This is a genomic window from Desulfovibrio oxyclinae DSM 11498 (assembly GCF_000375485.1).
In the GTDB taxonomy this organism is placed as follows: domain Bacteria; phylum Desulfobacterota; class Desulfovibrionia; order Desulfovibrionales; family Desulfovibrionaceae; genus Pseudodesulfovibrio; species Pseudodesulfovibrio oxyclinae.
On sequence record NZ_AQXE01000011.1, the window covers coordinates 1 to 22,345 of the forward strand.

Genomic DNA, 22,345 nt, shown 5'->3' on the forward strand with positions numbered 1-22,345 from the left:
ATATCCGGGCCCACCGAAGGGCCCACCAGCAAAGAAAAAAGGCTTAGGAGAATCTCCTAAGCCTTTGATTTCTATGGCGGAGCCGAAGGGACTCGAACCCTCGGCCTCCGGCGTGACAGGCCGGCGTTATAACCAGCTTAACTACGGCTCCGCTTTTTNAGAGATCGGACAGGTTAAGCACCGTCCGTTCCGGCGTCGAGGCGTTTGCCTCAGCGCGGAAAGAGGTATGTCTCAACTACCCCTTTCTTGTCAACCAATATTTGCAAAAAATTTTCTCCGAAAGCACTTTTTTCCGCAAAGCAGGGGCGACTCACTTCTCCTGCCAAAGCAAACGGTTGCCTTTTCGAGCCAGCCAGCCGAGTCGCAACCCTTGCCAGTAAAGGCCGCACGGGCCATTCCCCTTGCCCGAGGGCAGCCCCTGACCGCTTAGCAGACGAACCAGATCATCCGTTTCGGCCTCAATGCCGTCAACAGGAAGCGACACCGGCAACGCGCCCCAGAGCGTGGCATCCGGCCGAAATTTTTTCCGGTCTCCCTTGCCGCCGATGCGCCCCAAGCGGCAACCCTGCCATTTGACCCCGTCCGGCAACAATCCATTTAATTTTGAGGGGACCCAGAACACCCGCCCATCATGCTCCACGGCTTTTCCGGGGGGAAGCTGCGAATACTCCAACGCATCGCCGCCAGAGATGCTCTCAAGGCGCAGCCCGCCCTTGGTCTTCGTTTCCGGGGGGTCGGCGATTTCGACTCTTTTACCCGGCTTGCGAAGCGCCGCGACAAAGAAGCCCTGCCCCTCGGATTCGTCGGCAACGCACAGCACTCCTTTCAACCCTTTTCGAGGCTCGGCGAACACGAAACCCTCCGGACGGGCAAACTGTTCCTGCTCAAGCCCGAGTTCCTGCATGGCATAGACAACTTGCGCCTCGTTTTCCTCGGGGTTGGTGGTGCAGGTTGAGTAGACCAAATGTCCACCCGGCGCGAGAAGATCGGCAGCCTTCGCCAAGAGCTTGCGCTGGAGATCCTTCAGAGGAGCCAGCCGTTCCGGAGTCCACTGTTCACGCACGCCGGGGTTGCGGTTCTCCGTCCCCCAACCGCTGCAGGGCGGATCAAGCTGAATATGATTCCAACGCTGCGGCTCAAGCGGCAGGTCCTGCGCAAGGGAGCGGACGGTCCCGGCGTTGATGCAGCCGGTTTTTCGAAGGTTGGCCCGCAGCGTTCCCATGCGCTCTCCCGGCTCGCAGGCGAGCACCGCACCTTCGGGGCCGACAAGCGAAGAAAGAAGCCCTGTTTTACTCCCCGGAGCAGCACACATGTCCAGCACTCGGCCTCCGCGCCCGGGCGACAGGGCAAGGGGGGGCAGCATGGACGAACGGTCCTGAATATAGATGCGCCCGAATCGCGCGGCCAGTGAGCGTCCGAGCGGGAACGGTTCTTCCAGAAGCCTTTTCGCTCCGGGAAAGAACGGCTCCGGTTCGAATTCGAACCCCTCAGCGCGCAGCAGAGCCTCGATACGAGGCCACTCTTCGGTCGTGCCCGTCAGTCGAAAAGACCTTGTGTCTTCTGCCATGAAACCTCCTTCAAAACAGCTTGACTCGCGGGTTCGGATACCCGTATCCGATCACGTTGGCAACCAAGAGCTCCTTTGCATAGCGTTCCATTACCTGTTATATAACCTCTCCCGCAGATGCGGAGGAAATCTGAATGAATCGGGTCCGTCCGGGCCCCGGAGGATACTCATGTTCAAAAAGATCGTTACGGCCGCGCTCATGGTGGTCTTCGTTCTGGGCGTCTCTACGGCAATGGCGCAGTCTCCCAAGACTTTCGTCGTGCTGCCGGTCAAATACGATGGCCCCAAAAGCTATGAATACCTGATCAAAGGCATTGAGCTTCAGCTCAAGAAAAAAGCCACCTGGCCCGGCCAGTACGTCCCGGCGGACGTCAATGCTGCGGGCGTCGAGCTGCCCAGCGGCGAAGCGCAGGCCCTGCGCATCGCGGATAGACTCGGCACAGACGCGGTCATCTGGTGCTCCATCGATCAGGAAGGCACCAAGTCCGACGTGTTCATTCAAGCCGTGGCCAAAAACGGCCACCAGTGGAAGAACCAGACCAAAATGGACATCAACGAGATTCCGGTCTGGCTGGAACGCTCCGCCGAAAGCATTCAGGGCGAGGTGTATCAGCGCCCCGGCATGGGGCAGCAGAAAGAGGCTATCGCCCAGCTTTCCCGTGACAACACCGAACGTGCAGCCCCGAAGAACCAGAGCATCATCGCCGCATCCAGCGAGGGTGTTTCTCAGCCGCAGGTCATGTCCCTGAACCCCAACTTCCGTTACGAAGGCGGCGCACAGACGCCCGGACGCTGGCGCAGTCAGACACTGCGCTTCCCCTCATACGGAATGGTTGTCGGAGACGCTGACGGCGACGGAAACAACGAGGTGTTCATCCTCAGCGAGCACAACCTGTTCGCCTACCGCTACCGTCAGGGCAAACTGGAGCCGCTCGACAAGACCGAGATTCACTCCAACAAAAACAACCCGCTGCGCCTCTCCATTATCGATCTGGACCGCGACGGAGCCTCCGAGATCATCGTTTCCGCCAGAAGCCATGAGCGTCCGCGCTCCACCATCTACTCCTTCAAGGGGTCCAAGTTCACGGTGCTCAAGGACGGCATCCGCTACTATCTGTCCACCATGAACCTGCCTCCGACCTTCCAGCCGGCGCTGGTGGCACAGAAAAACGGCAAGCGCGGACCGTTCCCCAGAAAAATCTACGAAGCCTATTTCAACGGCGATGACGTCGTGCTGACCAGCACCATTCCCCGTCCCAAGTACGGCAACGTATTCAACATGAACTACCTGCCCGACGAGGGGACCTACAAGGTGATGGTCATCGACAACATGCAGCGCATGCGTGTTTTTTCCCCGGACATGGAACAGCAGTACCAGAGTGAGGAAACCTACAACTCCTCCGTGGTCGGCATCGAAGTGTCTGACACGCTCTATGGAATGGGTGACGTTGGCGACGACAACGAGATCAAGGATCTTCTCGTGATCCCCTTCCGCATGGTGCCCGCGGCCATCTCCAATCCCAAGAAGTACGAAATGCTGGTCAACAAGGACATCACCATGGCCGGTCAGGTGTTCGACCGGTTCAACACGTACTCGCAGGGTGAAGTTCATGCCCTGTTCTGGGACGGCGTGGGACTGAACCTTGCCTGGAAGACCCGCCGCATCAAGGGCACGGTCACCGACCTCGGGCATCAGGACATCGACAACGACGGCGAGAAGGAACTGTGCGTGCTGCTGAACAAGCAGACCGGCGCACTGGACTTCAGCCAGCGCAAGTCGATGGTTCTCGCATACGAACTGAACAAATAACTCAGGGTAAACGCATTCCGGAAGGAGAGGATCATGTTCAAACGTTATCTTGCGGTATTGCTGGCGTTCGCGGCGCTGGCACTGGCCGCCTGCTCGGACCAGAAAGCCGGGGAACCGGGGGCCGAGACGGCTGAAAAACAGGCCGAGGAAGTCATAACCATCAGTTATGCCAACTTTCCGCCCGCATCCACGTTCCCCTGCATCCAGATGGAACGCTGGGCCGACGAAGTGGAAAAACGCACGGACGGCCGGGTCAAGGTGGAAACCTACCCCGGCGGCACCCTGCTCTCCGCCAAGAACATGTACCGGGGCGTGCTCGAAGGACAGGCCGATATCGGTTGCCTGAGCCTGCCCTACTATCCGGGTGTGTTTCCCGCCCTGCTTTCGGTCAACCTGCCGGTGGGCTTCACCAATGCCACCACCGCGAGCCTGACCCTCTGGGATCTCTACAGCAAGCTCCAGCCGGACGAGATGAAGAACGTCAAAGTGGTCACCACCTTCACGTCCGCTCCTTCCAACATCATGAGCAAGGAGCCCGTCCGCAGCCTTGAAGACCTTCAAGGTATGGAACTGCGCGCCAGCGGCGCCCTGCTGAAGATGCTGGAACTCATGGGCGCCAAGCCCGTGGGCATGCCCATGTCCCAGACTCCGGAAGCCCTGCAGAAGGGCGTGGTCAAGGGTCTGGTCTCCTCGCTTGAAGTTCTCAAGGACTTCAACTTTGCGGAACTTTGCCGCTATGAGACCATCACCAATCTGCCCGTCTACCCCTTTGCCGTGGTCATGAACGAAGACCGTTGGAATTCGCTTCCCGATGATGTGAAAAAGGTCATCGACGACCTCGGTCGCGAGCAGGCTGAATGGACCGGCAACTACATGGACGCCCACATCGACGAAGCCCTTGAGTGGTCCAAGAAAAACCATCAGATCGAAATATATACGCTCAGCAAAGAGGACCGCGATCGCATTGCGGAAATCGGTGAGGGTATCGTGGACGACTGGAAGGCCGAAGCCGAAAAGTCCGGCCTTGATGCCGATGCGATTCTGAGGGATCTCATGGCGTTCAAGGGCAAGTACGAAGAACGGTTCCCCGAATAACCAGCTCACAATGAACGGCGCGCTTCCGTATGGTGGCGCGCCGTTTCATCCCCCTACGAATTATGGACACTCTCGATCGCCTGAGCGAAAAGCTGAGCATCTGGCTGGCGCGGCTTGCGGGCCTGTTTCTCGTCGGCATGATGGGACTCGCCTGCGCCAACATGACCCTTCGCGCCTTTGATATGCCGCTCAAGGGTACCTTTGAACTGATGGGCTTTTTGGGCGCGGTGGGCACCGGCCTGTCGCTTGCCTATGCCCAGCGGAGCAAAGCGCACATATCCGTGGGCCTGCTCATGAAGCACTACCCCAAAAGCGTCCGTCGGGTTCTCGCCGCTCTCACCGAGGCCGCGTCCTGCGGTTTCTTCCTGCTTGCAGGACTGGAAACCGCCGACTGGGCAGGATTTCTTGTCACCACCGGCGAGCTTTCCGAGACCCTGAGGATCGCCTATCATCCCTTCGTGTTCGCAGCAGCGGCCGGTTGCATCGCAATGGCCTTCGTCCTTATGACCGACTTTCTGAACACCGTCACCGGCAGGGTGGAACACTAGCATGGAACCGGCAACTATTGGGCTTCTGGGCATCGGCATTCTGCTGGCCTCAATCTTCGCACTGCGCATCCCCGTGGGCTTCGCCATGGGCATCACGGGATACCTCGGCTTCATGGCAATCCTCGGTCCTCAGGCCGCCTCCGGTATGCTTGGTACGGAAGTCTGGAATGTCTTTTCCTCATACGGGCTGACCGTGATCCCGCTGTTCATTCTCATGGGGCAGATCTGTTTTTATTCCGGGGTGAACGAACGGCTTTACAAGGCAGCCTACGCGTGGATGGGCCACATTCGGGGCGGCATCGCCATGGCCACGGTGCTGGCCTGCGGCGGCTTCGCCGCGATCTGCGGTTCCAACTCCGCCACGGCGGCCACCATGAGCACCGTTGCCCTGCCTCAGATGAAACGGTTCAATTACAGCCCCGAGCTTTCCACCGGATCCGTCGCCGCAGGTGCGACCCTCGGGGTGGTCATTCCGCCTTCGGTGGTGCTGATCATCATCGGCCTGCAGACCAGCCAGTCCATTGCCGCGCTGTTTGTCGGCAGCATCCTGCCCGGGCTGCTGCTTACCACGCTCTTCATGGTTACCGTCACCGTCCTTTGCCGCCGCAATCCCCACTGGGGCCCGGCGGGTGAGAAAACCTCCTGGGGCGACCGGTTCCGCTCTCTGCCCGGCTCGGCTGAGATGATCGTGCTGTTCTGCCTTGTCATGGGCGGCCTGTTCATGGGGCTATTCACCCCCACGGAAGCGGGGGCCGCCGGCGCCATGCTGGCCTTGATCATCAGCCTTGCCACCCGCACCCTTTCCTTCGGAGACTTCATCCGCTCGGTGATGGATACGCTTCGCGTGTCGAGCATGATCATGGTCATTGTGGCCGGGGCCGTCATCTTCGGACGTTTTCTGGCCGTCACGCGTCTGCCGTTTGAAGCGGCAGGCTGGGTCACGAGCCTGGATATCCCCGCCACAGTCATCATCCTGCTCATCTGCGTCATCTACGTCATCGGCGGCATGGTCATGGACGCACTGGCCATGCTTCTGGTGACCATCCCCATCTTCTTTCCGGTGGTAACGGCAATGGGCTATGACCCGCTCTGGTTCGGAGTGCTCATCACCATCGTAACCACGCTTGGCGCGGTCACCCCTCCCGTGGGGGTCAACACGTTCATCGTCGCATCCATGGCGCCGGATATCCCCATGGGCCACGTATTCAAGGGTGTCACCTGCTTTCTGCCCGCATTCCTGCTCTGCGTCGCCCTGCTGATGCTCTGTCCGTGGCTGGTCACCTGGCTGCCGGGCCTGATGTAGGAGCTCGACATGCCCGGAGTTCAGAACGTCACGGTCAGCGAAGCGGAAGCAGGTCAGAAGCTTCTGCAATTCCTGCAGCGACGAGTCGGTCGCGACGTGCCCAAGGCCGCCATCATGAAATGGATACGAAAGGGCGAGGTGCGTGTGGACAAGGGCCGCAAAAAGCCTTTCGACCGCCTCAAGGCCGGACAACTCATACGTATTCCTCCGTTCAGAAATGAAAGCTCCACACCGCCAACTGATGCCAGCCCCCAGATCGAGGTGGTGCACGAGGACTCCGAGCTCATTGTCATCAAAAAGCCATCCGGCCTCGCCTCTCATGGCGGTGACGGCATAACCGACTCCGCCGCCGCACGCCTCAAGGCGGCCTATCCCGACGAGGCTTTCAGCCCCACACTGGCCCACCGACTCGACCGCGACACTTCTGGACTGCTCGTTGCCGCCCGCACCTACAGTACATTACGGCAACTCAACGACGCATTCGCCCGGTCAGGCTTGATCAAGCTCTACCTAGCCAGAGTCACCGGACGCTGGCCCGATGCCACGACCGTGATGCTCGAAGACCACCTGGAGAAATCCGGCAGGCCGGGAAATGAAAAGGTTCATGCAGGTTCGGGAAAACAGGCGCGCTCGGAAGTAACGCTTATCGATTCCGATGAGAAGGAAAGCCTGCTCGCAATACGCCTGCTCACCGGGCGAACGCATCAGATCCGTGTTCAGCTTGCCTCTCGTGGATTTCCGATTCATGGCGACCCGAAATACGGGCTTCCGGGCTCTCGCCCTCCCCTTTTGCTGCACTGCTTCGGTCTTGTGCTTCCGGACTTGGGAAACGGTTCCATCCAGATTTCATGCCCGCCGGACTGGCAGGAAAACTATCAGCCATCGCACGAATCGCTCCAAGGCGCACATCTACTTCTCAACACCTTGCGCAAACGGGCTTTTGCGGGCTAAGGTGGCTTTCAAACCATAAGGACTGAACCATGATTAAAACTTCCTTCAATGCCGTCCGTGTCCTGATGCTGATCTGCCTCGTTACCGTCGTTTCCGGGTGCGCGACACCTTACAAGGCAGCCGTGGACGAGCGGAACATGAAGACGATCTACGCCGACGAGAAGATCACCTTTCAGGTGAAGCAGGCGTTTCTCGACGACGATCAAATCAAATACATGGATTACGATGTGGCCAGCTACGAAGGCGACGTCTTCCTCATCGGCGAATACACCTCGCAGGCTCAAGCCGACAAGGCCGTCAACGTGGCACGAAGCGTCGAGGGCGTCCGTTCCGTAACGTCCTACCTGCTCCCGAAAAAGGAACTTGCCGATTGCGGCACCGCCGAGGAGCTGGAGCTGATGGCGACCATCAAGCAGAAGCTCATTCAGGACGAAGACATCTGGTCCACCAACGTGGATATCTACATGGTGCAGTGCCGCGCGGTGGTTCTGGGTATCGTCGGTTCCGAAAAGGAACGTAGCGATGCGCTGGCCCATATCCGCAGCGTCAAGGGACTCAAGGGTGTCAAGTCCTACCTGAGAGTCAAACGCTGATTCACCGCAAGGAGCCCTGATGAAAGCCGTCTTCCTTCCCGTTTGCCTTAGTACGGCTTTTATGCTTTTTGCTGCGGGCTGCTCCTACGTAGACCCTTACGTGCCCGACTTTGGCCCCCCGGCACCTGCCCTGAGAGCATCGACCTTCACCACGCCACAAACGAGGGCCGTCATCAGTGCGGCCCAAACCCAGCTCGGCAAGCCATATCGATGGGGCGGCGAATCCCCTTCGGCCGGCTACGACTGCTCCGGCCTCATGTGGTGGACCTTCCGGCGAAGCGGCATCCGCATTCCAAGGGTATCGTGGAAGCAATACTCGGCCGGCACCTTTGTGGAGCGTAACGACATCCGCCCCGCAGACATGGTGTTTTTCAAGGTCATGACCGGCAAAAGCATGCATGTGGGGCTGGTCACGGAACGAGGGACGTTCATTCATGCTCCGAAGTCCGGAAAACGCGTCATGGAATCGCGATTGGACAATCCGTTCTGGAGTGAGCACTACGTTGGGGCCCGTCGCATTATCCATTAAAAACGAGCACCTCTACCGCGTTGCCAAACACACATTTCAACAGTCACCACTTACGCTCCATCAAGGACTCACTCCCTTGTCATCCCTGATTCGTGGCGGAATCCTTCCTTCCGGCACGGCAGGACCAGACCATTTTTAAACATGCTGTGAGTAACAAAAAAGTTTCGCCTGTCGAATGATGCTATTCAGAGCTCACCGCCCATGGCAGCGTTTTTTTCGGCAGTAATGCATCAAGTTACGCTTTCGACCTTGGAAAAAGCCCATGGCTGTTGTATAGCCCTGTCATCATGGATTTCGAGAGGTACCTACACGAATGCGGCGACCCGTTCATGCTGGAGCGACTGTTCCAGGTTGAGCGATATGCCTGGCTAGCCTTGTCTCAGGGCATGGCCGCCGTAATCAACCTCGACGGACAGTTCGAAGACGTCAACCCCTCATGGGAGCGCGTCACCGGTCACGAAACAGAATCCCTACGAGACTCCTACCTCATCGAATACATCCATTTTGAAGACCGCGAAAAAGCCCTTGGCGCAATGCAGCGGCTCATCACCTCCGACATCGGTTCCACATCCTTCTCATTCCGTTTTCTCGATCGCACCGGCGACCACCGCCTGCTGAACTGGCAGGCCATCTATTCGCCGGACCACAATGCCTACTTCTGCGTCGCCAACGAGGTGGGGGATGCGGCCAATATGGAAGTTCTCGCTTTCCGCGACGGGCTTACCGGGGTGCGAAACCGTCTGGCTCTGGAACGAGACCTGCCCATGGTGGTTGATCGCGCTCGGGACAAGAACGATTGCGTCCTCGTCTACTTCATTGATCTGGACGGCTTCAAAGATGTGAACGACACCCTCGGACACAAGGCCGGAGACACACTGCTGGCCCGCGTGGCCGAGCGTCTGCTCTCATGCGTCGGCGACAACGGCACTGCCTACCGCATGGGCGGCGATGAGTTCATTGTGCTGACCGCCAATTGCAAGGGGCGAAACTGGGCGGAAGACTTGGCACAGGATCTGGTCAAAAGCGTTGGCATCCCCTACGTGGTGGAAGGCCGAGAGGTTTGCATCGGCGCCAGCGTAGGGATCAGTTGCTACCCGAACAATTCCGACAGTGCTCAAGACCTGCTCGAAAAAGCCGACAAGGCGATGTACAAAGTCAAAGACTCCGGAAAAAACGGATACCGTTTCGACTGTAAGTCGCCCTGCCCCCACAACTGCTGATTGCACTGCGGCAGCCTCCTTTCCCCACACTCCCCCAAAACTCCCACGATTCGCCACAAGGCTTGGATAGCCCCGAATTTCCCCATATCCCCACGCTCAGTCCGATTGCGCAGGACTGGCAGAACAATTGTGCACATATTCTTGCACAAGCCGGTGTTTCCAACTATATTTACGCATTTACCGAACCAAACACTATTACACGATAAACAGTTTCAGGTCCGGTTCGGCCCACTGTTTATCTTTGTTGGTTTCAGCCGGAGGAAACGCACCGATGCGTCACCCTTTTCGCAAACGCAAACGTTCATGCGCAACCGCACTGATCGTTCTCTGTCAGTTCCTGCTGTGCTCAGCGGTTTCGGTCGCCGAACCGATACGGTCTGTTGTTGCAGCAGGTCCGTCGTGGGAAGGATTCACATGCAAGGACGGCACGGGTCTGTACCACGATCTGCTCGCAGAATCCTTCGCCCAGCACGGCATCTCGGTTAAACGGATATACGCCCCCAGCGAACGGGCTTACGAGCTTGTCCGGCAAGGTGAGGCGGACTTCATGACAGCCAACGATGTTCCCGTTCATGGTCTCGTTGCGTCCTCCCATCCACTTTACGAAAATAAGTTTCACGCGTTTTTCCGCAAAAACACGGTTAAAAACTGGAAAGGAGCCCAGAGCCTCGTTGGCCGCCAACTTGTCTGGCGATACGGTTACTACAAGCCCGAGAACTTTCCTCCCGGCATACGATACAGCGAACTCATGACAGGCGAAGCCTGCCTCGGCATGGTCATCCTTGGACGCGCCGACTTCTATATTGACGATATCCTGCTCATTCAGGAATCCATCAAAAGCACAAAAACCCCATTCAACATGGACAATTTCGAGGTTCGCCCTGTGGGACACCGGGCCTACTATCCTCTTTTTTCCACCTCCAAACGCAGCAGAAAGATCAGAAAACTCTACGAAGAGGGAATGGACAACCTTCGCCAAGACGGTCAACTCGCCCCTATTTTTCATAAATGGGGCCACACGCTACCTCACTTCTACAAGTCCCACCCCTGATTTCAATATTCGGGCTTTTATGCCATGGAGACCCGTATGCAGCCCATCACCACATCCATTTTCGAACTGTTCAAGATAGGCCCGGGCCCCTCCAGCTCCCATACCATCGGCCCCATGAAAGCGGGCGCGGACCTCATGACATTGACCCGCGCGCTGCCCGTCGAGGTCAAATCAGAAGCCGACAGACTGGAAATCCGCCTGTTTGGGTCCCTCAGCGCCACCGGAGCAGGACACGGAACACGCAAAGCGATAATATCCGGCCTTCTCGGACACAGCCCGGAGCACTGCCCGCCTGAAGTGCTCGACAATCTTGACCGCTCACCATCCGAACAGCATGAACTTGATTTCACTGGGAATTTTATAACGTTCACGGCGTCTGACATCATCATGGATGCCGTTGAGCATGATTATCCGCATAGCAACACCATGATTTTCCGCCTTCTGAACAAAAAAGGAAAATCCCTCCTCGAGAGAGAATACTATTCCATCGGCGGCGGCTTTCTTCGCTGGCTTGGGTATGAAGAACCGCAGCGGGGAGAGCCGAAATATCCGTACTCCAGCATGGGCACGCTCAAAGAACATTTGACGCGAAACGACATCCGCCTGCACGAGTTGATACTGGAAAACGAAAAGGCCATCACGGGCCTGACGGAAGACGAAATATTTTCGAGACTTGATACTCTCATTGAGGTTATGGAGCACGCTGTTGAAAAAGGCATCACCACCTGCGGCAAGCTGCCGGGGCCCATCGGCCTCCACCGCAAGGCGCCCACCATGTATCAGCACGCCCGCAACGACCATTTTCAGGGCTCCGGATTCGTCAAAGCACTCAACGCCTATGCGCTCGCAGCTTCGGAAGAAAACGCCGCAGGGCACTGCGTAGTGACCGCCCCCACCGCCGGGGCCGCGGGGGTGATCCCGGCCATCCTTTTCGTTCTCAAGCGACACCTCGGGGCGCTCACGGACGAGATACGACAGGGGCTGCTCGCCGCAAGCGCCATTGGCTTTCTGGTCAAACACAACGCCAGCATCTCCGGCGCGGAGGTCGGCTGTCAGGGAGAGGTCGGCACGGCATCCGCCATGGCTGCGGCCATGTTGGCATACGCTCGCGGTTATCGCTTTCAAATCACCGAGAATTCAGCAGAAATCGCACTGGAACACCATCTGGGTCTTACCTGCGACCCTGTCGGCGGGTTCGTGCAGATTCCCTGCATTGAACGCAACGCCATGGGCGCCGTGAAAGCCTACAACGCCTACCTCATCGCCACCACGGTGGAAGCCGCCTACCACATGGTCGATCTCGACAAGGTGGTGCGGGCCATGAAGGAAACCGGACGCGACATGTCGCACAAATACAAAGAAACCTCCGAAGGCGGACTCGCACTCTCCATGACGGAATGTTAATTTTCGTTTTTCGAAAAATTATACATTTCGAACAACGAAACACGTAATGATGGCGTTATAATTTTATCCGTTTCAACCACCCTTCACACCTCCTACCCCCCTGACAACATTTAAAAAAAGTTTGCCCGACTCGTTCTTTTCTGCTAGTCCCACCTTGTCTTTCGTGAATGGATTGAAACGAGGAAAAAACGTGATTTCTTTCAAAAACGTCAACAAATGGTTTGGAGACCTGCACGTTCTCCAAAACATCAATCTCGAAATCGAGAAAGGCGAAGTGGTTGTCATCTGCGGTCCCAGCGGCTCGGGAAAGAGTACGCTCATCCGCTGCATCAACCGGCTTGAACCCATCCAGCAGGGCGACATCGTCGTGGACGGCATGAACGTGGGCGATGCGCGCACCAACATGACCACCCTGCGGGCCGAAGTGGGCTTCGTCTTTCAGTCCTTCAACCTCTACCCGCACATGACCGTGCTGGAAAACATCATCCTCGCCCCCACGCTCGTTCGTGGCATGACGCGCGGCGAAGCCACCGAAATCGGCATGCAGCTGCTCAAGAAGGTCAACATCCCGGACAAAGCGGGTGCCTACCCGACCCAGTTGTCCGGCGGCCAGCAACAGCGTGTCGCCATCGCTCGCGGTCTCGCCATGCAGCCCAAGATCATGCTCTTCGACGAACCCACTTCCGCTCTCGACCCCGAGATGATCAACGAAGTGCTCGACGTCATGAAGTCGCTGGCTCGCGAAGGTATGACCATGGTCTGCGTCACGCATGAGATGGGCTTTGCCCGCGAAGTGGCCGACAGGGTCATCTTCATGGATGAAGGGGCGATGGTGGAACAGAATACGCCGGAGGAATTCTTCCACAATCCGCAAAGCGAGCGGACCAAGGACTTTCTCAGCAAGATTCTCAGCCATTAGCAACAGGGCTCTTCGGGCCGGGCCCGGGGAGTCTTTGATGACAACTCAACCACAACCGAAGGAGAGGTTATGCGAGTTTTCAAAATCATGGCGCTGTCCGCCGCCATGCTGCTGGTCGCGGCCAGCATGGTCTTCGCCGGTCCCACCTACGATCGCGTGATGGGCGAAAAGGTCGTTCGCGCCGGTATTTCCAACAAAGGCAAACCGTTCGGCTTCATCAACGCCCAGAACGAGTGGGTCGGTTTCGACATGGACATGGCCAAGGAAATCGCCAAGCGCATTGGTGCCAAGCTTGAGCCGGTCGTCGTTAACAACAAGACCCGCATCTCCTTTGTGCAGACCAACCCGCCCAAGGTGGACATGGTCCTTTCCAACATGACCCACAAGCGCGTGCGTGACGAGAAGATCGACTTCTCCATCACCTACTTCTTCGACGGTCAGAAGTTCCTCGCACCCAAGGGCATGATCAACAAGCCCGAGGATCTCGTGGGCAAGAAGATCGGCTCCATGCAGGGCACCACTTCCATCGTCAACGTGAAGAAGTACTTGCGCTCCATGGGCGACAACAACCCCAAGGTCATCGGCTACCAGAACGAAGTCGAGATGTTCGAAGCACTGCGCTCCGGTCGCGTGCAGGCCATCTCCACCGACTCCACCCTGCTCATCGCGCTGGCTTCCAAGATGCCCGGCAAGTTCGAGCTGGTCGGTGAATTCATCTCCGACGAGCCCTACGGTGTCGGCCTGCCGGAAGACGATTCCGCATGGCGCGACCTGGTGAACTTCACCATTCAGGACATCTGGGCCGACGGCACCTACATGAAGATCTACAACAAGTGGTTCGGTCCGGATTCCGACACTCCGTTCCCCATGACTTCCAAGATCGAAATGTGGCCGTAAGCCGCAGGCAACCCGCATTGTAACGATCGGGTCCCGGGGCGGACGCCCCGGGACCCGTTTTCCAAGAAGAGCACATGCTTAATAGACTATTCGAGAAGACATGGGTCCAGAACACGACCCTGCTGTTCATCCTGGGACTGGCCGTCTATTATTTCGGCTTCGTCTTTCACTTCGACTATGACTTCAACTGGGGAGTCTTCGTCAACGAGACGCAGTACGGCCATATGGGCCTGCTCATGCTCAACGGCCTCCAGCTGACGATTTCCATCTCCATCTATTCGGCGGCGATAGCTCTCGGGCTGGGCACCCTCTTCGGATTGGCACGGCTTTCCAAGTTCAAACCGGTGTATGCATTTGCCTCGGCCTACGTCGAATTTTTCCGCAACACGCCGCTGCTGGTTCAGTTGTTTTTCTGGAACTTCGCTCTGCCAAACGCGTTTCCGCAGGAAATCCGCTACAAGCTTTTCGAGTACAACTTCGAATTCTGGGCCGCGACCATCGGTCTTGGTATCTTCACCTCCGCGTTCATGGCCGAGATCATCCGCGCAGGCATGCAGTCCATTCCCAAGGGACTCCTTGAAGCATCCTACTCCTCGGGCATGAGCTACGCCCAGACCCTTCGCAAGATCATTCTCCCGCTGGCATTTCGTGAAATCATCCCGCCGCTCGGCTCCGAGTTCCTCAACAACATGAAGAACTCCTCGCTGGCCATGACTCTCGGTGTCGCAGAGGTCTGTTGGTCCATGCAGGAAGTCGAGTCCCTGACCTATGCCGGCTTTGAGGCCACTGCCGCAGCCACGGCGATCTACCTTTCGCTTTCACTGGTCATTGCGGGTCTGTTGAACCTCGTGAACACCAAGCTCAAGCTGATGCCCGCCGGGAAGAAAACCTTCACAAGAAAGGTGGCGGATGCGTTTTTCCTGCCCTTAGAATTCGTTTGGGAGCTATTCGCACGGCCCATCAGACGGCTTACCAGAAAGAAACAGGGCTCTAAGCACCTGACTCCGCGACAGGAATTCTTCTTCCGCTTGCGCGGTCTGGCACGCATGACCCTGATCAACGGCGCCAAAACCATCTTCGTTGTCGCGCTTTTGCTGCTTATCTACCAGACCATCAAGGGCATCGCCTCCTTCAACTTCCAGGTGATATGGGACAACCTGCGGGCGCTGCTCATCTGGCGCTTTCCCAACGGCGGCAGCACCGAGCCTCTCTGGGGCCTCGGCGGCCTGTCCATGTCCATCTTCATGGCGGTGTTCTCCATATCGGTCAGCTTCGTCATAGGCCTGTTCGTGGGTATGGGACGCACCTCCAAGAACAATGCGATTCGCATTCCCTGCACCGCCTACATTGAGCTGATTCGCGGCAACCCGCTGATCATCGTCATTTTCTGGGTCTACTTCTTCCTGCCGATCATCATCAAATCGCAGATCGGCGTCTTCTGGAGCGCGACCTGGGCCATGACCGTGTTCTTCGGCGCCTACATCGCGGAAATCGTCCGCGGCGGTATCGAAAACATCCCGCCCGGGCAAGTCGAAGCCGCCCAGTCCACCGGACTCAGCTACTTCCAGACCATGCGCAAGGTGGTTCTGCCGCAGGCCCTGAAGCAGATGCTCCCGGCAATCGTCGGCATGTTCATCGCGGCCTTCAAGGACACCTCGTTGGCCTACATCATCGGCGTGACCGAACTGACCACTGCCGCGTACTCCATCAACAACCGCCTGATGCTCTACCCCTTCGAGATCTACACCACCATCGCGGTGCTGTACTTCCTTTGCTGCTTCGCCATGAGCCGCTATGCAAAACACCTCGAAAACAAGCTCAGTCCGGAAAAGGTGCGGCTCGAAATGTAACCCGCACATCCATTCACGAAACAGAAAAGGGAGGCTTTCGCCTCCCTTTTTTATTGCCTTCAAACCCTAATCCTCTCGAAAAATCACAAATCAGGGCTTCTTCTTGCCCTCTTTGCTACGCGGGTGCGCCTTGTCATAGACCTTCATGAGCTGTTGCAGATCAAGATGCGTATACCGCTGGGTAGTGGAAAGTCTCGCGTGGCCCAGCAATTCCTGCACACTGCGCAGGTCGGCTCCGGCCTCCAGCATATGAGTGGCGAAGCTGTGCCGCAGCATGTGCGCGTGCACTTCACGGGGGATGCCTGCTATCTCTGCCAGCCGGTTGAGAATTCGGTTGGCCTCGCGCCTGTTGAGTCGGCTTCCGCGCTTGCCGATGAACAGGGCGCGCTCACCGGAAACAGGCTTGAAGGACTGCCGTTGCTCCAGCCAGCGACGCACTCGCTCACCGGCCTTGCTTGTAAGCGGCACCATGCGCTCCTTGCCGCCCTTACCCATGACACGCACCACCCCGCTGTCCACATCGAATACATCCAGCCCGACCGCCTCGGATATGCGAAGCCCTGAGCCGTAAAGCAGTTCTGCAAGGGCAAGATTGCGAAGCCCCTCGGGATCGGGGGGCATGGCAGCTTCCATCATGCCGATGGCCTGATCCACGTTGAGCCCCCTTGGGTGAACCTTGTCCTGTTTGGGGTTGCGAACCCCGGCAGTCGGGTCGTGCCCGCTGATCCGCTTACGCGCGAGGAACCGGAAGAAAGCACGAACGCTCGAAAGCTTCCGAGCCACGGTGGTTTTGGTGACCCTTCGGCGATGCAGGTCGGCCATGAAGCCGCGCACGTCATCTCTGGCGATGTGTTCCGGCTGGTCGAGATCGAGTTTGCGGCCTTTCAGAAAGTCCTGAAACTGCTCCAGATCGGTCCCATAGGAGCGAAGCGTGGCGGGAGAATAGCCTTTTTCGGTACTCAGGTAGGCAAGAAAGCGCTTCCCGTATTCACCGACGTCGCGTTCATTCGTTTCGCTTGTCGATGACATAGGAACTCTTCGGGTTTTCCTTGGCTTTCTTCTTGAGCGCCATAGCGATGGCCGAAGCTTCGCCGTAGTGCTTGAGACGGCCCTCGGTGTTGATGACCACGGCAATGGATACGGCCATGAGCGGGAACGTGCGTTCATTGCCCTGCCTGTCCGTGGAGCGGATGAATCCCTGCTTGCGATCTTCTTCGTCGTAGAAATGCGGAACGATGGAGTCGAACGCATCAATAACACGCTTGCAGGATTCCTCGGCCCGGTCCGCCGGCACGATGTAGACGAAGTCGTCACCACCCACGTGTCCCACAAAGCTGCCTACGCCGCCAAGTCCGCGAATGGTATTGACGATGACCCGCGCCGACATCATGAGCACCTCATCCCCGCGCGAAAAACCGTACTTGTCGTTGAAAGACTTGAAATGGTCCAGATCGCAATAGGCGAGCGCGAATTCCTCGCCCGCGTCGATGAGCGACTGGATACGCTGGATTATGGAAGTATTGCCCGGCAGCTTGGAGAGCGGGTTGGCGTCGAGCGCACGCAGGGCGCGGCACAGGGTCAGGTTCACCCTGTCGCGGGCCTCCCCCTCTGTGAAGGGGCGCACAAGAAAGTCGTCCACCTCGATACGGTTCCAGTCCCACGGCTCGGTCATGTCCTCGGCATCCAGCACCAGCACGACCGGGAGCTGGCGGTAGACGTTCTCGCTCTTGACCAGCGAAGCCACCTCCTGTCCGCTGATGTCGCTCAGCCGGTTATCCACGATAAGCAGGTCCGGCGGCTCGTTGAAGAGATGCTCCACGGCACCGCGACCGTATTCGAACACCGTGATTTCCATGAGCTCTTCGGGCCACAGGGAGCGAAACAATTTGGCCAGCTCCGGGTCCGAGGACAGGACGAACGCCCGTTGACGACGGGAAAAGAGGGAATCGCTCATGCTTTTGTTCATGGTATCCAAGTAGCACCTGCGAGTGCAGACAGTAAAGGTTTCGACTACAGACAGTCGAGCTGCGCCTCGACGGCGCGCGCCACCGACTCCGGCGATTCAGCCATGCCGTCATCGATGAGCCCGATCTGCAGATTAAGCTCACGCTGCATGGGAATATTGTGCGGGTCGAAATATTCGCGCCACGCCTCGGCGGCCTTTTCCAGGTCTTCCGCGCGGGCGTAAGTCAGGCCGAGCAGGATCATGGCGCGCAGCTCCTTGGGTCGGCCGCGAAGAACCGTGCGAAACTCCGTGCGGGCCGGGATGTAACGTCCAGCCTTGTACATGGTCTCGCCAAGCCGCAGCCTGACGTCCAAGTCCTTTTCCTTCTTGAGATATTCGCGATAGAGTCGAATGGCCTCGTCCCAGTCCTCCGCGGCATAGGCATCGTTGGCCTCGCGGATCAGGGATATGGTGCCGCTGCTGGCCGCAATGGGACCGCAGGACTGTGGGTCATCCTTGCGAATACGGCGGACGGCTCCCATGAGGAAGTTCCGCCGCGATGCGTTGACCTTGTCGTTTTTCTTGGACATAACTCCCCCTGCGGCGAGATAATATCCGATTCCCGGAGCGGGTCAACCGCCCACAACGCATTCCCCGGAAAAATCGAATGAAAAGCGACCTCTGCGGCTGGACCGGCAGCGTCCTTCACATAGACCTGCAACGTGGCGAAAGCCGGACCGAGCATCCCGGCCCAGATTTTTATGCTACGTACTGCGGTGGCCGGGCCATGGCGGGAGCGTATCTGCGCCCGCACTGCACCCGGCAGTGGGACCACCCGCAAATGCCCGTCTGCATATTTACCGGGCCGCTGACTGGCACCGCCGCACCGGCATCGGGTCGTGCCAGCCTGATGACCCGATCCCCACTCACAGGAACCGTCATCGACTCGCCCCTCGGCGGACGTCTGGCCACGCAACTCAAGCAGGCCGGATGGGACGGTATCGTCATAACCGGAACGGCAGAAACGCTTGTCGGCATAGAGATCCGCGACCAGCGCGTTTCCATTGTGAACGCTGAACCCCATCAGGGAGCGCAGACCTCCGAGGTATTCGACTCGCTCCACGAACTAATGCCACCCGACGCTTCGGTTGCCTGCATCGGTCCGGCCGGGGAGCATCGTTCACCCATGGCGTCTATCATGGTTGATCGCTATCATCCCGCCGGACGCGGCGGCCTCGGGGCCTCTCTGGGGGCACGGAATCTCAAGTACCTGATGGTCACCGGTTCCGGGGACGTTACCGTGTACGACCCCGAAAAGCTCGCCGAAGCCGGATGCGAGATCATGCGGCTGGCCGCCGCATCGCCCGCGCTCATGGGACCCAACGGCTTTGCCCGAAACGGCACGGCCGTCCTGCTGGACCTTACGGACTCCCGGCGCATGATGCCCACGGACAATTTTAGCAAGACACACTTTCCTGCAGCACACGCGTTGAACGCCCCAGCATTCAACGCACGGTACCATGCCCGGCCCCACGGCTGCGAAGGCTGCCCGATCCACTGTCACCGGATGGCCGATGATGCTCGCAGCATTCCCGACTTCGTCAGCCTGTCCCACCTGACGGCACTGATCGGCAACACGGACATGGAACTTACCATGAAAGCCTTCGACCTGCTGAACCGCCTCGGACTGGACGCGGTTTCAGCGGCTGGGACGCTTGCTTGCGTGCGCGAGATCACAGGCAGGGACTTTGATGAAAACACGCTTTTGCCTGCGCTCCATGAGATGGCTTCCGGAAAGGGACCGGGAGCAGGATCAAGGCGCTATGCCGCGGAGCACGGTGAACCGGAACGTTCCATGACCTCGAAAGGCCTGGAGTTGCCTGCATTCGACCCGCGCGGCGCTTACGGCACGGCGTTGGCGGTGGCGGTCAGCACCGTTGGCGGCTGCGATCAGCATGCCTACCCGGCAAGCCATGAAATCCTGCGAAAACCTGTCGCCACGGATCGCTTCACCTTCTCCGGAAAGGCACGCATCATCAAGACCTCCGAGGATGTCCTCGCTGCGGCAGATTCCCTCACGGCCTGCCGATTCATCTTTCTCGCTGCCGGGCTTGAAGAGTACGCTAAGGCCGTAAGCGCAGTCACCGGAATGGACATGGATCTGAAGACACTACAGATAATCGGGGAACGCGCCTGCTTCAACGAGCGCACCATGAACGCGCTCAACGGTTTCGACGCAACCCATGATGACCTGCCGCCGCGTTTCTTTACTGAGGAAGGTTCCTCCGGTGATGGAATCCGCATCAGCCCTTTGAACCGGGAGCAGTTCCTGCAAGCCCGCGCCGCATATTACCATATCCGTGGGCTCGACGAGAAAGGGTTGCCGCTGAAGGAAAAGGCCCATGAACTCGGCATGGAACCAATGCAGGACGGTGACTCAGCATGAAGGAACTGCTGAACAAATATGCCGACAAGATGGTGCGGCACGGACTGGCCGAGGCAAACACCCCGCTGCTGGGCGGCCGGGACGCCCTTACACAATGGAACCGAGAGGATGCGAACCGCAAGGTGTTCGAACAGGTCTTCGAACTCATGGATGTCGGCTCACTGGTTTTCGCCCGGCCCGCCGAGCCGTATACCGACATTATAGATTTCCTCGCCTCCCGGCACGGCTCATCCATCCGCCCGAGGGACTGCGAGACGCGCACCTTCCTGCACGACATCCCGGTGACTGAGTCTTTCGAGCCGCAGGCCGTGGCAGACGCTCTTTTCCGGCGCAAGGCCGCAGTAATTCCGGGCAAAGGGGTGGTCAGCTTCGGCACTGTCAGCCCTGAACAGGGATTCGTCTTCTATTCCTCGGTCTGCTTCGCCTGTTTTGTCCTTTTCTTTTCCGACTACCTGGCGGCCTGTGAATCCGGCGGGCCCGACCCGGAATTTCAAGCCGTATTCGAGAAGGTCACATCCCGACTTCCTGTCCCACCGAGCGCCGACCCAAAACTGGCGAACGGACCGTTCGCGGATCGCGAGACAGCGCTTGCCGCCATGGCGGAGGCCGGGCGGGCCGTGGTGGATTACGGCTTGGTAGATTCGTTTTTCGGCAATCTCTCCTGCCTGATCGACAATACGGTGCTCATCAGCCAGACCGGAAGCTCCCTTGACGAACTGGAAGGCTGCATCGACCCGTGCCCGCGCGACGGCTCATCCTGCGCCGGACTCACGGCATCCAGCGAGCTGTCCGCCCATGAGGGAATCTATGACAGAACGAACGCCCGCTGCATCCTGCACGGTCACCCGAAATTCAGTGTGATCATGTCCATGGTCTGCGACGAAGCGGAGGAATGCGAGAACGCTTCGCACTGCCACATCCGTTGCCGGGAGCCGCGCACGGTCGGAGGCGCGCCCGTGGTTCCGGGGGAGGTGGGCACCGGCCCCACCGGACTCTGCAACACCCTGCCACCTGCCATGGCACATTCTCCCGCCGCCATCGTACACGGCCACGGCGTCTTCGCGGCATCGGACGCAGATTTCAACAAAGCCTTTCGGTTGCTGCTGGCAACCGAAAAACGCTGCCACGATGAATATTTCCGCAGAATAACCGCAAGCCAGCCGCACATTGTGCACACTGAAGAATACTGATAAGGCCCGGACATGCCCGACGAAATAATGAAACCTGTCAGTCTCAAACACGCTTCACTCTTCACCGGCCTGACCCTCGGCATCACCTGGATCGTGGAAGCGGTGATGATCGTCAACGGCTTCAGCGCCGAACGACTTCTCGAACCCGGCGCCATGCTGTTGCTCGTGGCCGTCATGTGGGTGCCGGGCGTATGCGCCCTGATGGTCAATATGCTGGCGGGCAGACCGCTCTCCGCGCTCGGCCTGCGTTTCGGCTCATGGAAACCGTATGCCGCCACCGTTTTCCTTGTGCCTCTGATATTCATGGCATCCTACGGGCTGACCTGGCTTCTGGGCATTTCCGAGCCGGACTGGACCATGAAAACCCTGCTGCAATCCATGCGCATGTCGCCCGGCGCGGAAGCGCCCGCCTACCATGCGCTGCTCATCATGCTCCCTGCGAGCGCGTTGCTCGGCCCCATCTTCAACTTTCTGGCAGCGCTCGGGGAAGAGCTTGGCTGGCGCGGCCTGCTGCTGCCCTCGTTCATGCAGCTGGGCAAGCTGCGAGCCTACCTGCTGCTCGGGCTCATCTGGGGCATCTGGCATTTGCCGCTGATTCTCGTCGGCTTCAACTACCCCGGCCACCCCTTTGTCGGGGCCCTGCTGATGTGTTTTGGCACCATCGCCATCGGCACGTTCATCAACGAATTTGCGCTGGCCTACCGCAGCACCCTTCTTGCCGCATTCATTCATGCCGCCATCAACGCTCAGGCCTACGGCGTCTGGAAATACATTTTTCCGGACAACAACCCGGTGCTGGGCGGCGACACCGGCCTGACGGGAATCATCTGCTGGCTTGTCGCGTCGCTGCTCGTCTTCTTCTGGTTCAGAAAACTCGGCACCCCCCGCTCTCCGCAGTCATAATCGAAGCCTCTACCAGGCGGCAGGGCAGTGTTTTCAACACCCCGCGACCCACATTGGTAAAACAGCTGTTTTCCTCAACCATCGCGCAACGGTTGGCAGAAACCAACACTTGCGCTATGGTGCG

Annotated in this window: 20 protein-coding genes and 1 tRNA gene; 16 read left to right on the forward strand and 5 right to left on the reverse strand. The window is 58.4% G+C overall.

Going from position 1 to position 22,345, the window contains the following annotated elements; genetic code table 11:
* Positions 1-74: 74 nt before the first annotated feature.
* Positions 75-151 (reverse strand) — tRNA-Asp (locus tag B149_RS0112295).
* 159 nt (positions 152-310) lie between these two features.
* On the reverse strand, positions 311-1,567 hold the full coding sequence (locus B149_RS0112300) for an NOL1/NOP2/SUN domain family protein (RefSeq protein ID WP_018125466.1): 1,257 nt from the start codon (positions 1,565-1,567) through the stop codon (positions 311-313).
* A gap of 169 nt (positions 1,568-1,736) precedes the next feature.
* On the opposite strand from B149_RS0112300, the gene B149_RS0112305 reads away from it, so the two are divergent.
* From B149_RS0112305 to B149_RS0112365, 13 genes are all read left to right on the forward strand, one after another.
* The gene (locus B149_RS0112305; RefSeq protein ID WP_018125467.1) at positions 1,737-3,377 is read left to right on the forward strand and encodes an FG-GAP-like repeat-containing protein; all 1,641 of its coding nucleotides are present in this window, start codon (positions 1,737-1,739) and stop codon (positions 3,375-3,377) included.
* A 33-nt stretch (positions 3,378-3,410) separates the two neighbouring features.
* A complete protein-coding gene (locus tag B149_RS0112310; RefSeq protein ID WP_018125468.1) occupies positions 3,411-4,472 on the forward strand; it encodes a TRAP transporter substrate-binding protein in 1,062 nt (353 codons plus the stop codon).
* Between the two features lie 62 nt (positions 4,473-4,534).
* Positions 4,535-5,020, forward strand: a complete 486-nt coding sequence (locus B149_RS0112315) for a TRAP transporter small permease (RefSeq protein ID WP_018125469.1) — start codon at positions 4,535-4,537, stop codon at positions 5,018-5,020.
* A gap of 1 nt (position 5,021) precedes the next feature.
* Positions 5,022-6,323 carry a TRAP transporter large permease gene (locus B149_RS0112320; RefSeq protein ID WP_018125470.1) on the forward strand — a complete coding sequence of 434 codons (1,302 nt, stop codon included), beginning with the start codon at positions 5,022-5,024 and terminating at the stop codon, positions 6,321-6,323.
* A 9-nt stretch (positions 6,324-6,332) separates the two neighbouring features.
* The gene (locus B149_RS17165) at positions 6,333-7,274 is read left to right on the forward strand and encodes an RluA family pseudouridine synthase (protein ID WP_018125471.1); all 942 of its coding nucleotides are present in this window, start codon (positions 6,333-6,335) and stop codon (positions 7,272-7,274) included.
* 29 nt (positions 7,275-7,303) lie between these two features.
* Positions 7,304-7,867: a BON domain-containing protein gene (locus B149_RS0112330; RefSeq protein ID WP_018125472.1), complete on the forward strand. Its 564-nt coding sequence runs from the start codon at positions 7,304-7,306 to the stop codon at positions 7,865-7,867.
* Between the two features lie 100 nt (positions 7,868-7,967).
* A complete protein-coding gene (locus B149_RS17170) occupies positions 7,968-8,396 on the forward strand; it encodes a C40 family peptidase (protein ID WP_169332922.1) in 429 nt (142 codons plus the stop codon).
* Between the two features lie 287 nt (positions 8,397-8,683).
* Positions 8,684-9,616, forward strand: a complete 933-nt coding sequence (locus B149_RS0112340; RefSeq protein WP_018125474.1) for a sensor domain-containing diguanylate cyclase — start codon at positions 8,684-8,686, stop codon at positions 9,614-9,616.
* Positions 9,617-9,887: 271 nt separating this feature from the next.
* Complete coding sequence (locus B149_RS0112345; RefSeq protein WP_018125475.1) at positions 9,888-10,667, forward strand: substrate-binding periplasmic protein; 780 nt, start codon at positions 9,888-9,890, stop codon at positions 10,665-10,667.
* 36 nt (positions 10,668-10,703) lie between these two features.
* Complete coding sequence (locus tag B149_RS0112350; RefSeq protein ID WP_018125476.1) at positions 10,704-12,071, forward strand: L-serine ammonia-lyase; 1,368 nt, start codon at positions 10,704-10,706, stop codon at positions 12,069-12,071.
* Between the two features lie 190 nt (positions 12,072-12,261).
* The gene (locus B149_RS0112355) at positions 12,262-12,990 is read left to right on the forward strand and encodes an amino acid ABC transporter ATP-binding protein (RefSeq protein WP_018125477.1); all 729 of its coding nucleotides are present in this window, start codon (positions 12,262-12,264) and stop codon (positions 12,988-12,990) included.
* A gap of 69 nt (positions 12,991-13,059) precedes the next feature.
* Complete coding sequence (locus B149_RS0112360) at positions 13,060-13,887, forward strand: transporter substrate-binding domain-containing protein (RefSeq protein WP_018125478.1); 828 nt, start codon at positions 13,060-13,062, stop codon at positions 13,885-13,887.
* A gap of 74 nt (positions 13,888-13,961) precedes the next feature.
* Complete coding sequence (locus B149_RS0112365) at positions 13,962-15,737, forward strand: amino acid ABC transporter permease (protein WP_018125479.1); 1,776 nt, start codon at positions 13,962-13,964, stop codon at positions 15,735-15,737.
* Positions 15,738-15,827: 90 nt separating this feature from the next.
* On the opposite strand, the gene B149_RS0112370 is transcribed toward B149_RS0112365, so the two are convergent.
* From B149_RS0112370 to B149_RS0112380, 3 genes are read right to left on the reverse strand one after another with little or no spacing between them, the layout of a single operon-like run.
* A complete protein-coding gene (locus B149_RS0112370) occupies positions 15,828-16,766 on the reverse strand; it encodes a tyrosine recombinase XerC (protein ID WP_018125480.1) in 939 nt (312 codons plus the stop codon).
* Entirely contained in the window at positions 16,741-17,703 is a 963-nt protein-coding gene (locus tag B149_RS0112375) for a diguanylate cyclase domain-containing protein (RefSeq protein ID WP_018125481.1), read from the reverse strand. Before B149_RS0112375 ends, B149_RS0112370 begins: the two co-directional genes overlap by 26 nt.
* A 44-nt stretch (positions 17,704-17,747) precedes the next feature.
* The gene (locus tag B149_RS0112380) at positions 17,748-18,272 is read right to left on the reverse strand and encodes a tetratricopeptide repeat protein (RefSeq protein ID WP_018125482.1); all 525 of its coding nucleotides are present in this window, start codon (positions 18,270-18,272) and stop codon (positions 17,748-17,750) included.
* A gap of 77 nt (positions 18,273-18,349) precedes the next feature.
* On the opposite strand from B149_RS0112380, the gene B149_RS0112385 reads away from it, so the two are divergent.
* Genes B149_RS0112385 through B149_RS17175 form a run of 3 tightly spaced genes read left to right on the forward strand, consistent with a single transcriptional unit; the run spans position 18,350 to position 22,221 of the window.
* Positions 18,350-20,128, forward strand: coding sequence for an aldehyde ferredoxin oxidoreductase family protein (locus B149_RS0112385; RefSeq protein ID WP_018125483.1), 1,779 nt, complete (start codon positions 18,350-18,352; stop codon positions 20,126-20,128).
* Positions 20,125-21,318, forward strand: coding sequence for a class II aldolase/adducin family protein (locus B149_RS0112390; RefSeq protein ID WP_018125484.1), 1,194 nt, complete (start codon positions 20,125-20,127; stop codon positions 21,316-21,318). Before B149_RS0112385 ends, B149_RS0112390 begins: the two co-directional genes overlap by 4 nt.
* Before the next feature lie 27 nt (positions 21,319-21,345).
* Entirely contained in the window at positions 21,346-22,221 is an 876-nt protein-coding gene (locus B149_RS17175) for a CPBP family intramembrane glutamic endopeptidase (protein ID WP_169332923.1), read from the forward strand.
* Positions 22,222-22,345: the final 124 nt, after the last annotated feature.

Excerpts from the sequence above, each read along its gene's own strand:
- B149_RS0112300 (WP_018125466.1), bottom strand. The coding sequence starts at position 1,567 with ATGGCAGAAGACACAAGGTCTTTTCGACTGACGGGCACGACCGAAGAG.
- B149_RS0112305 (WP_018125467.1), top strand. The coding sequence starts at position 1,737 with ATGTTCAAAAAGATCGTTACGGCCGCGCTCATGGTGGTCTTCGTTCTG.
- B149_RS0112310 (WP_018125468.1), top strand. The coding sequence starts at position 3,411 with ATGTTCAAACGTTATCTTGCGGTATTGCTGGCGTTCGCGGCGCTGGCA.
- B149_RS0112315 (WP_018125469.1), top strand. The coding sequence starts at position 4,535 with ATGGACACTCTCGATCGCCTGAGCGAAAAGCTGAGCATCTGGCTGGCG.
- B149_RS0112320 (WP_018125470.1), top strand. The coding sequence starts at position 5,022 with ATGGAACCGGCAACTATTGGGCTTCTGGGCATCGGCATTCTGCTGGCC.
- B149_RS17165 (WP_018125471.1), top strand. The coding sequence starts at position 6,333 with ATGCCCGGAGTTCAGAACGTCACGGTCAGCGAAGCGGAAGCAGGTCAG.
- B149_RS0112330 (WP_018125472.1), top strand. The coding sequence starts at position 7,304 with ATGATTAAAACTTCCTTCAATGCCGTCCGTGTCCTGATGCTGATCTGC.
- B149_RS0112340 (WP_018125474.1), top strand. The coding sequence starts at position 8,684 with ATGGATTTCGAGAGGTACCTACACGAATGCGGCGACCCGTTCATGCTG.
- B149_RS0112345 (WP_018125475.1), top strand. The coding sequence starts at position 9,888 with ATGCGTCACCCTTTTCGCAAACGCAAACGTTCATGCGCAACCGCACTG.
- B149_RS0112350 (WP_018125476.1), top strand. The coding sequence starts at position 10,704 with ATGCAGCCCATCACCACATCCATTTTCGAACTGTTCAAGATAGGCCCG.
- B149_RS0112360 (WP_018125478.1), top strand. The coding sequence starts at position 13,060 with ATGCGAGTTTTCAAAATCATGGCGCTGTCCGCCGCCATGCTGCTGGTC.
- B149_RS0112365 (WP_018125479.1), top strand. The coding sequence starts at position 13,962 with ATGCTTAATAGACTATTCGAGAAGACATGGGTCCAGAACACGACCCTG.
- B149_RS0112370 (WP_018125480.1), bottom strand. The coding sequence starts at position 16,766 with ATGTCATCGACAAGCGAAACGAATGAACGCGACGTCGGTGAATACGGG.
- B149_RS0112375 (WP_018125481.1), bottom strand. The coding sequence starts at position 17,703 with ATGAACAAAAGCATGAGCGATTCCCTCTTTTCCCGTCGTCAACGGGCG.
- B149_RS0112380 (WP_018125482.1), bottom strand. The coding sequence starts at position 18,272 with ATGTCCAAGAAAAACGACAAGGTCAACGCATCGCGGCGGAACTTCCTC.
- B149_RS0112385 (WP_018125483.1), top strand. The coding sequence starts at position 18,350 with ATGAAAAGCGACCTCTGCGGCTGGACCGGCAGCGTCCTTCACATAGAC.
- B149_RS0112390 (WP_018125484.1), top strand. The coding sequence starts at position 20,125 with ATGAAGGAACTGCTGAACAAATATGCCGACAAGATGGTGCGGCACGGA.
- B149_RS17175 (WP_169332923.1), top strand. The coding sequence starts at position 21,346 with ATGAAACCTGTCAGTCTCAAACACGCTTCACTCTTCACCGGCCTGACC.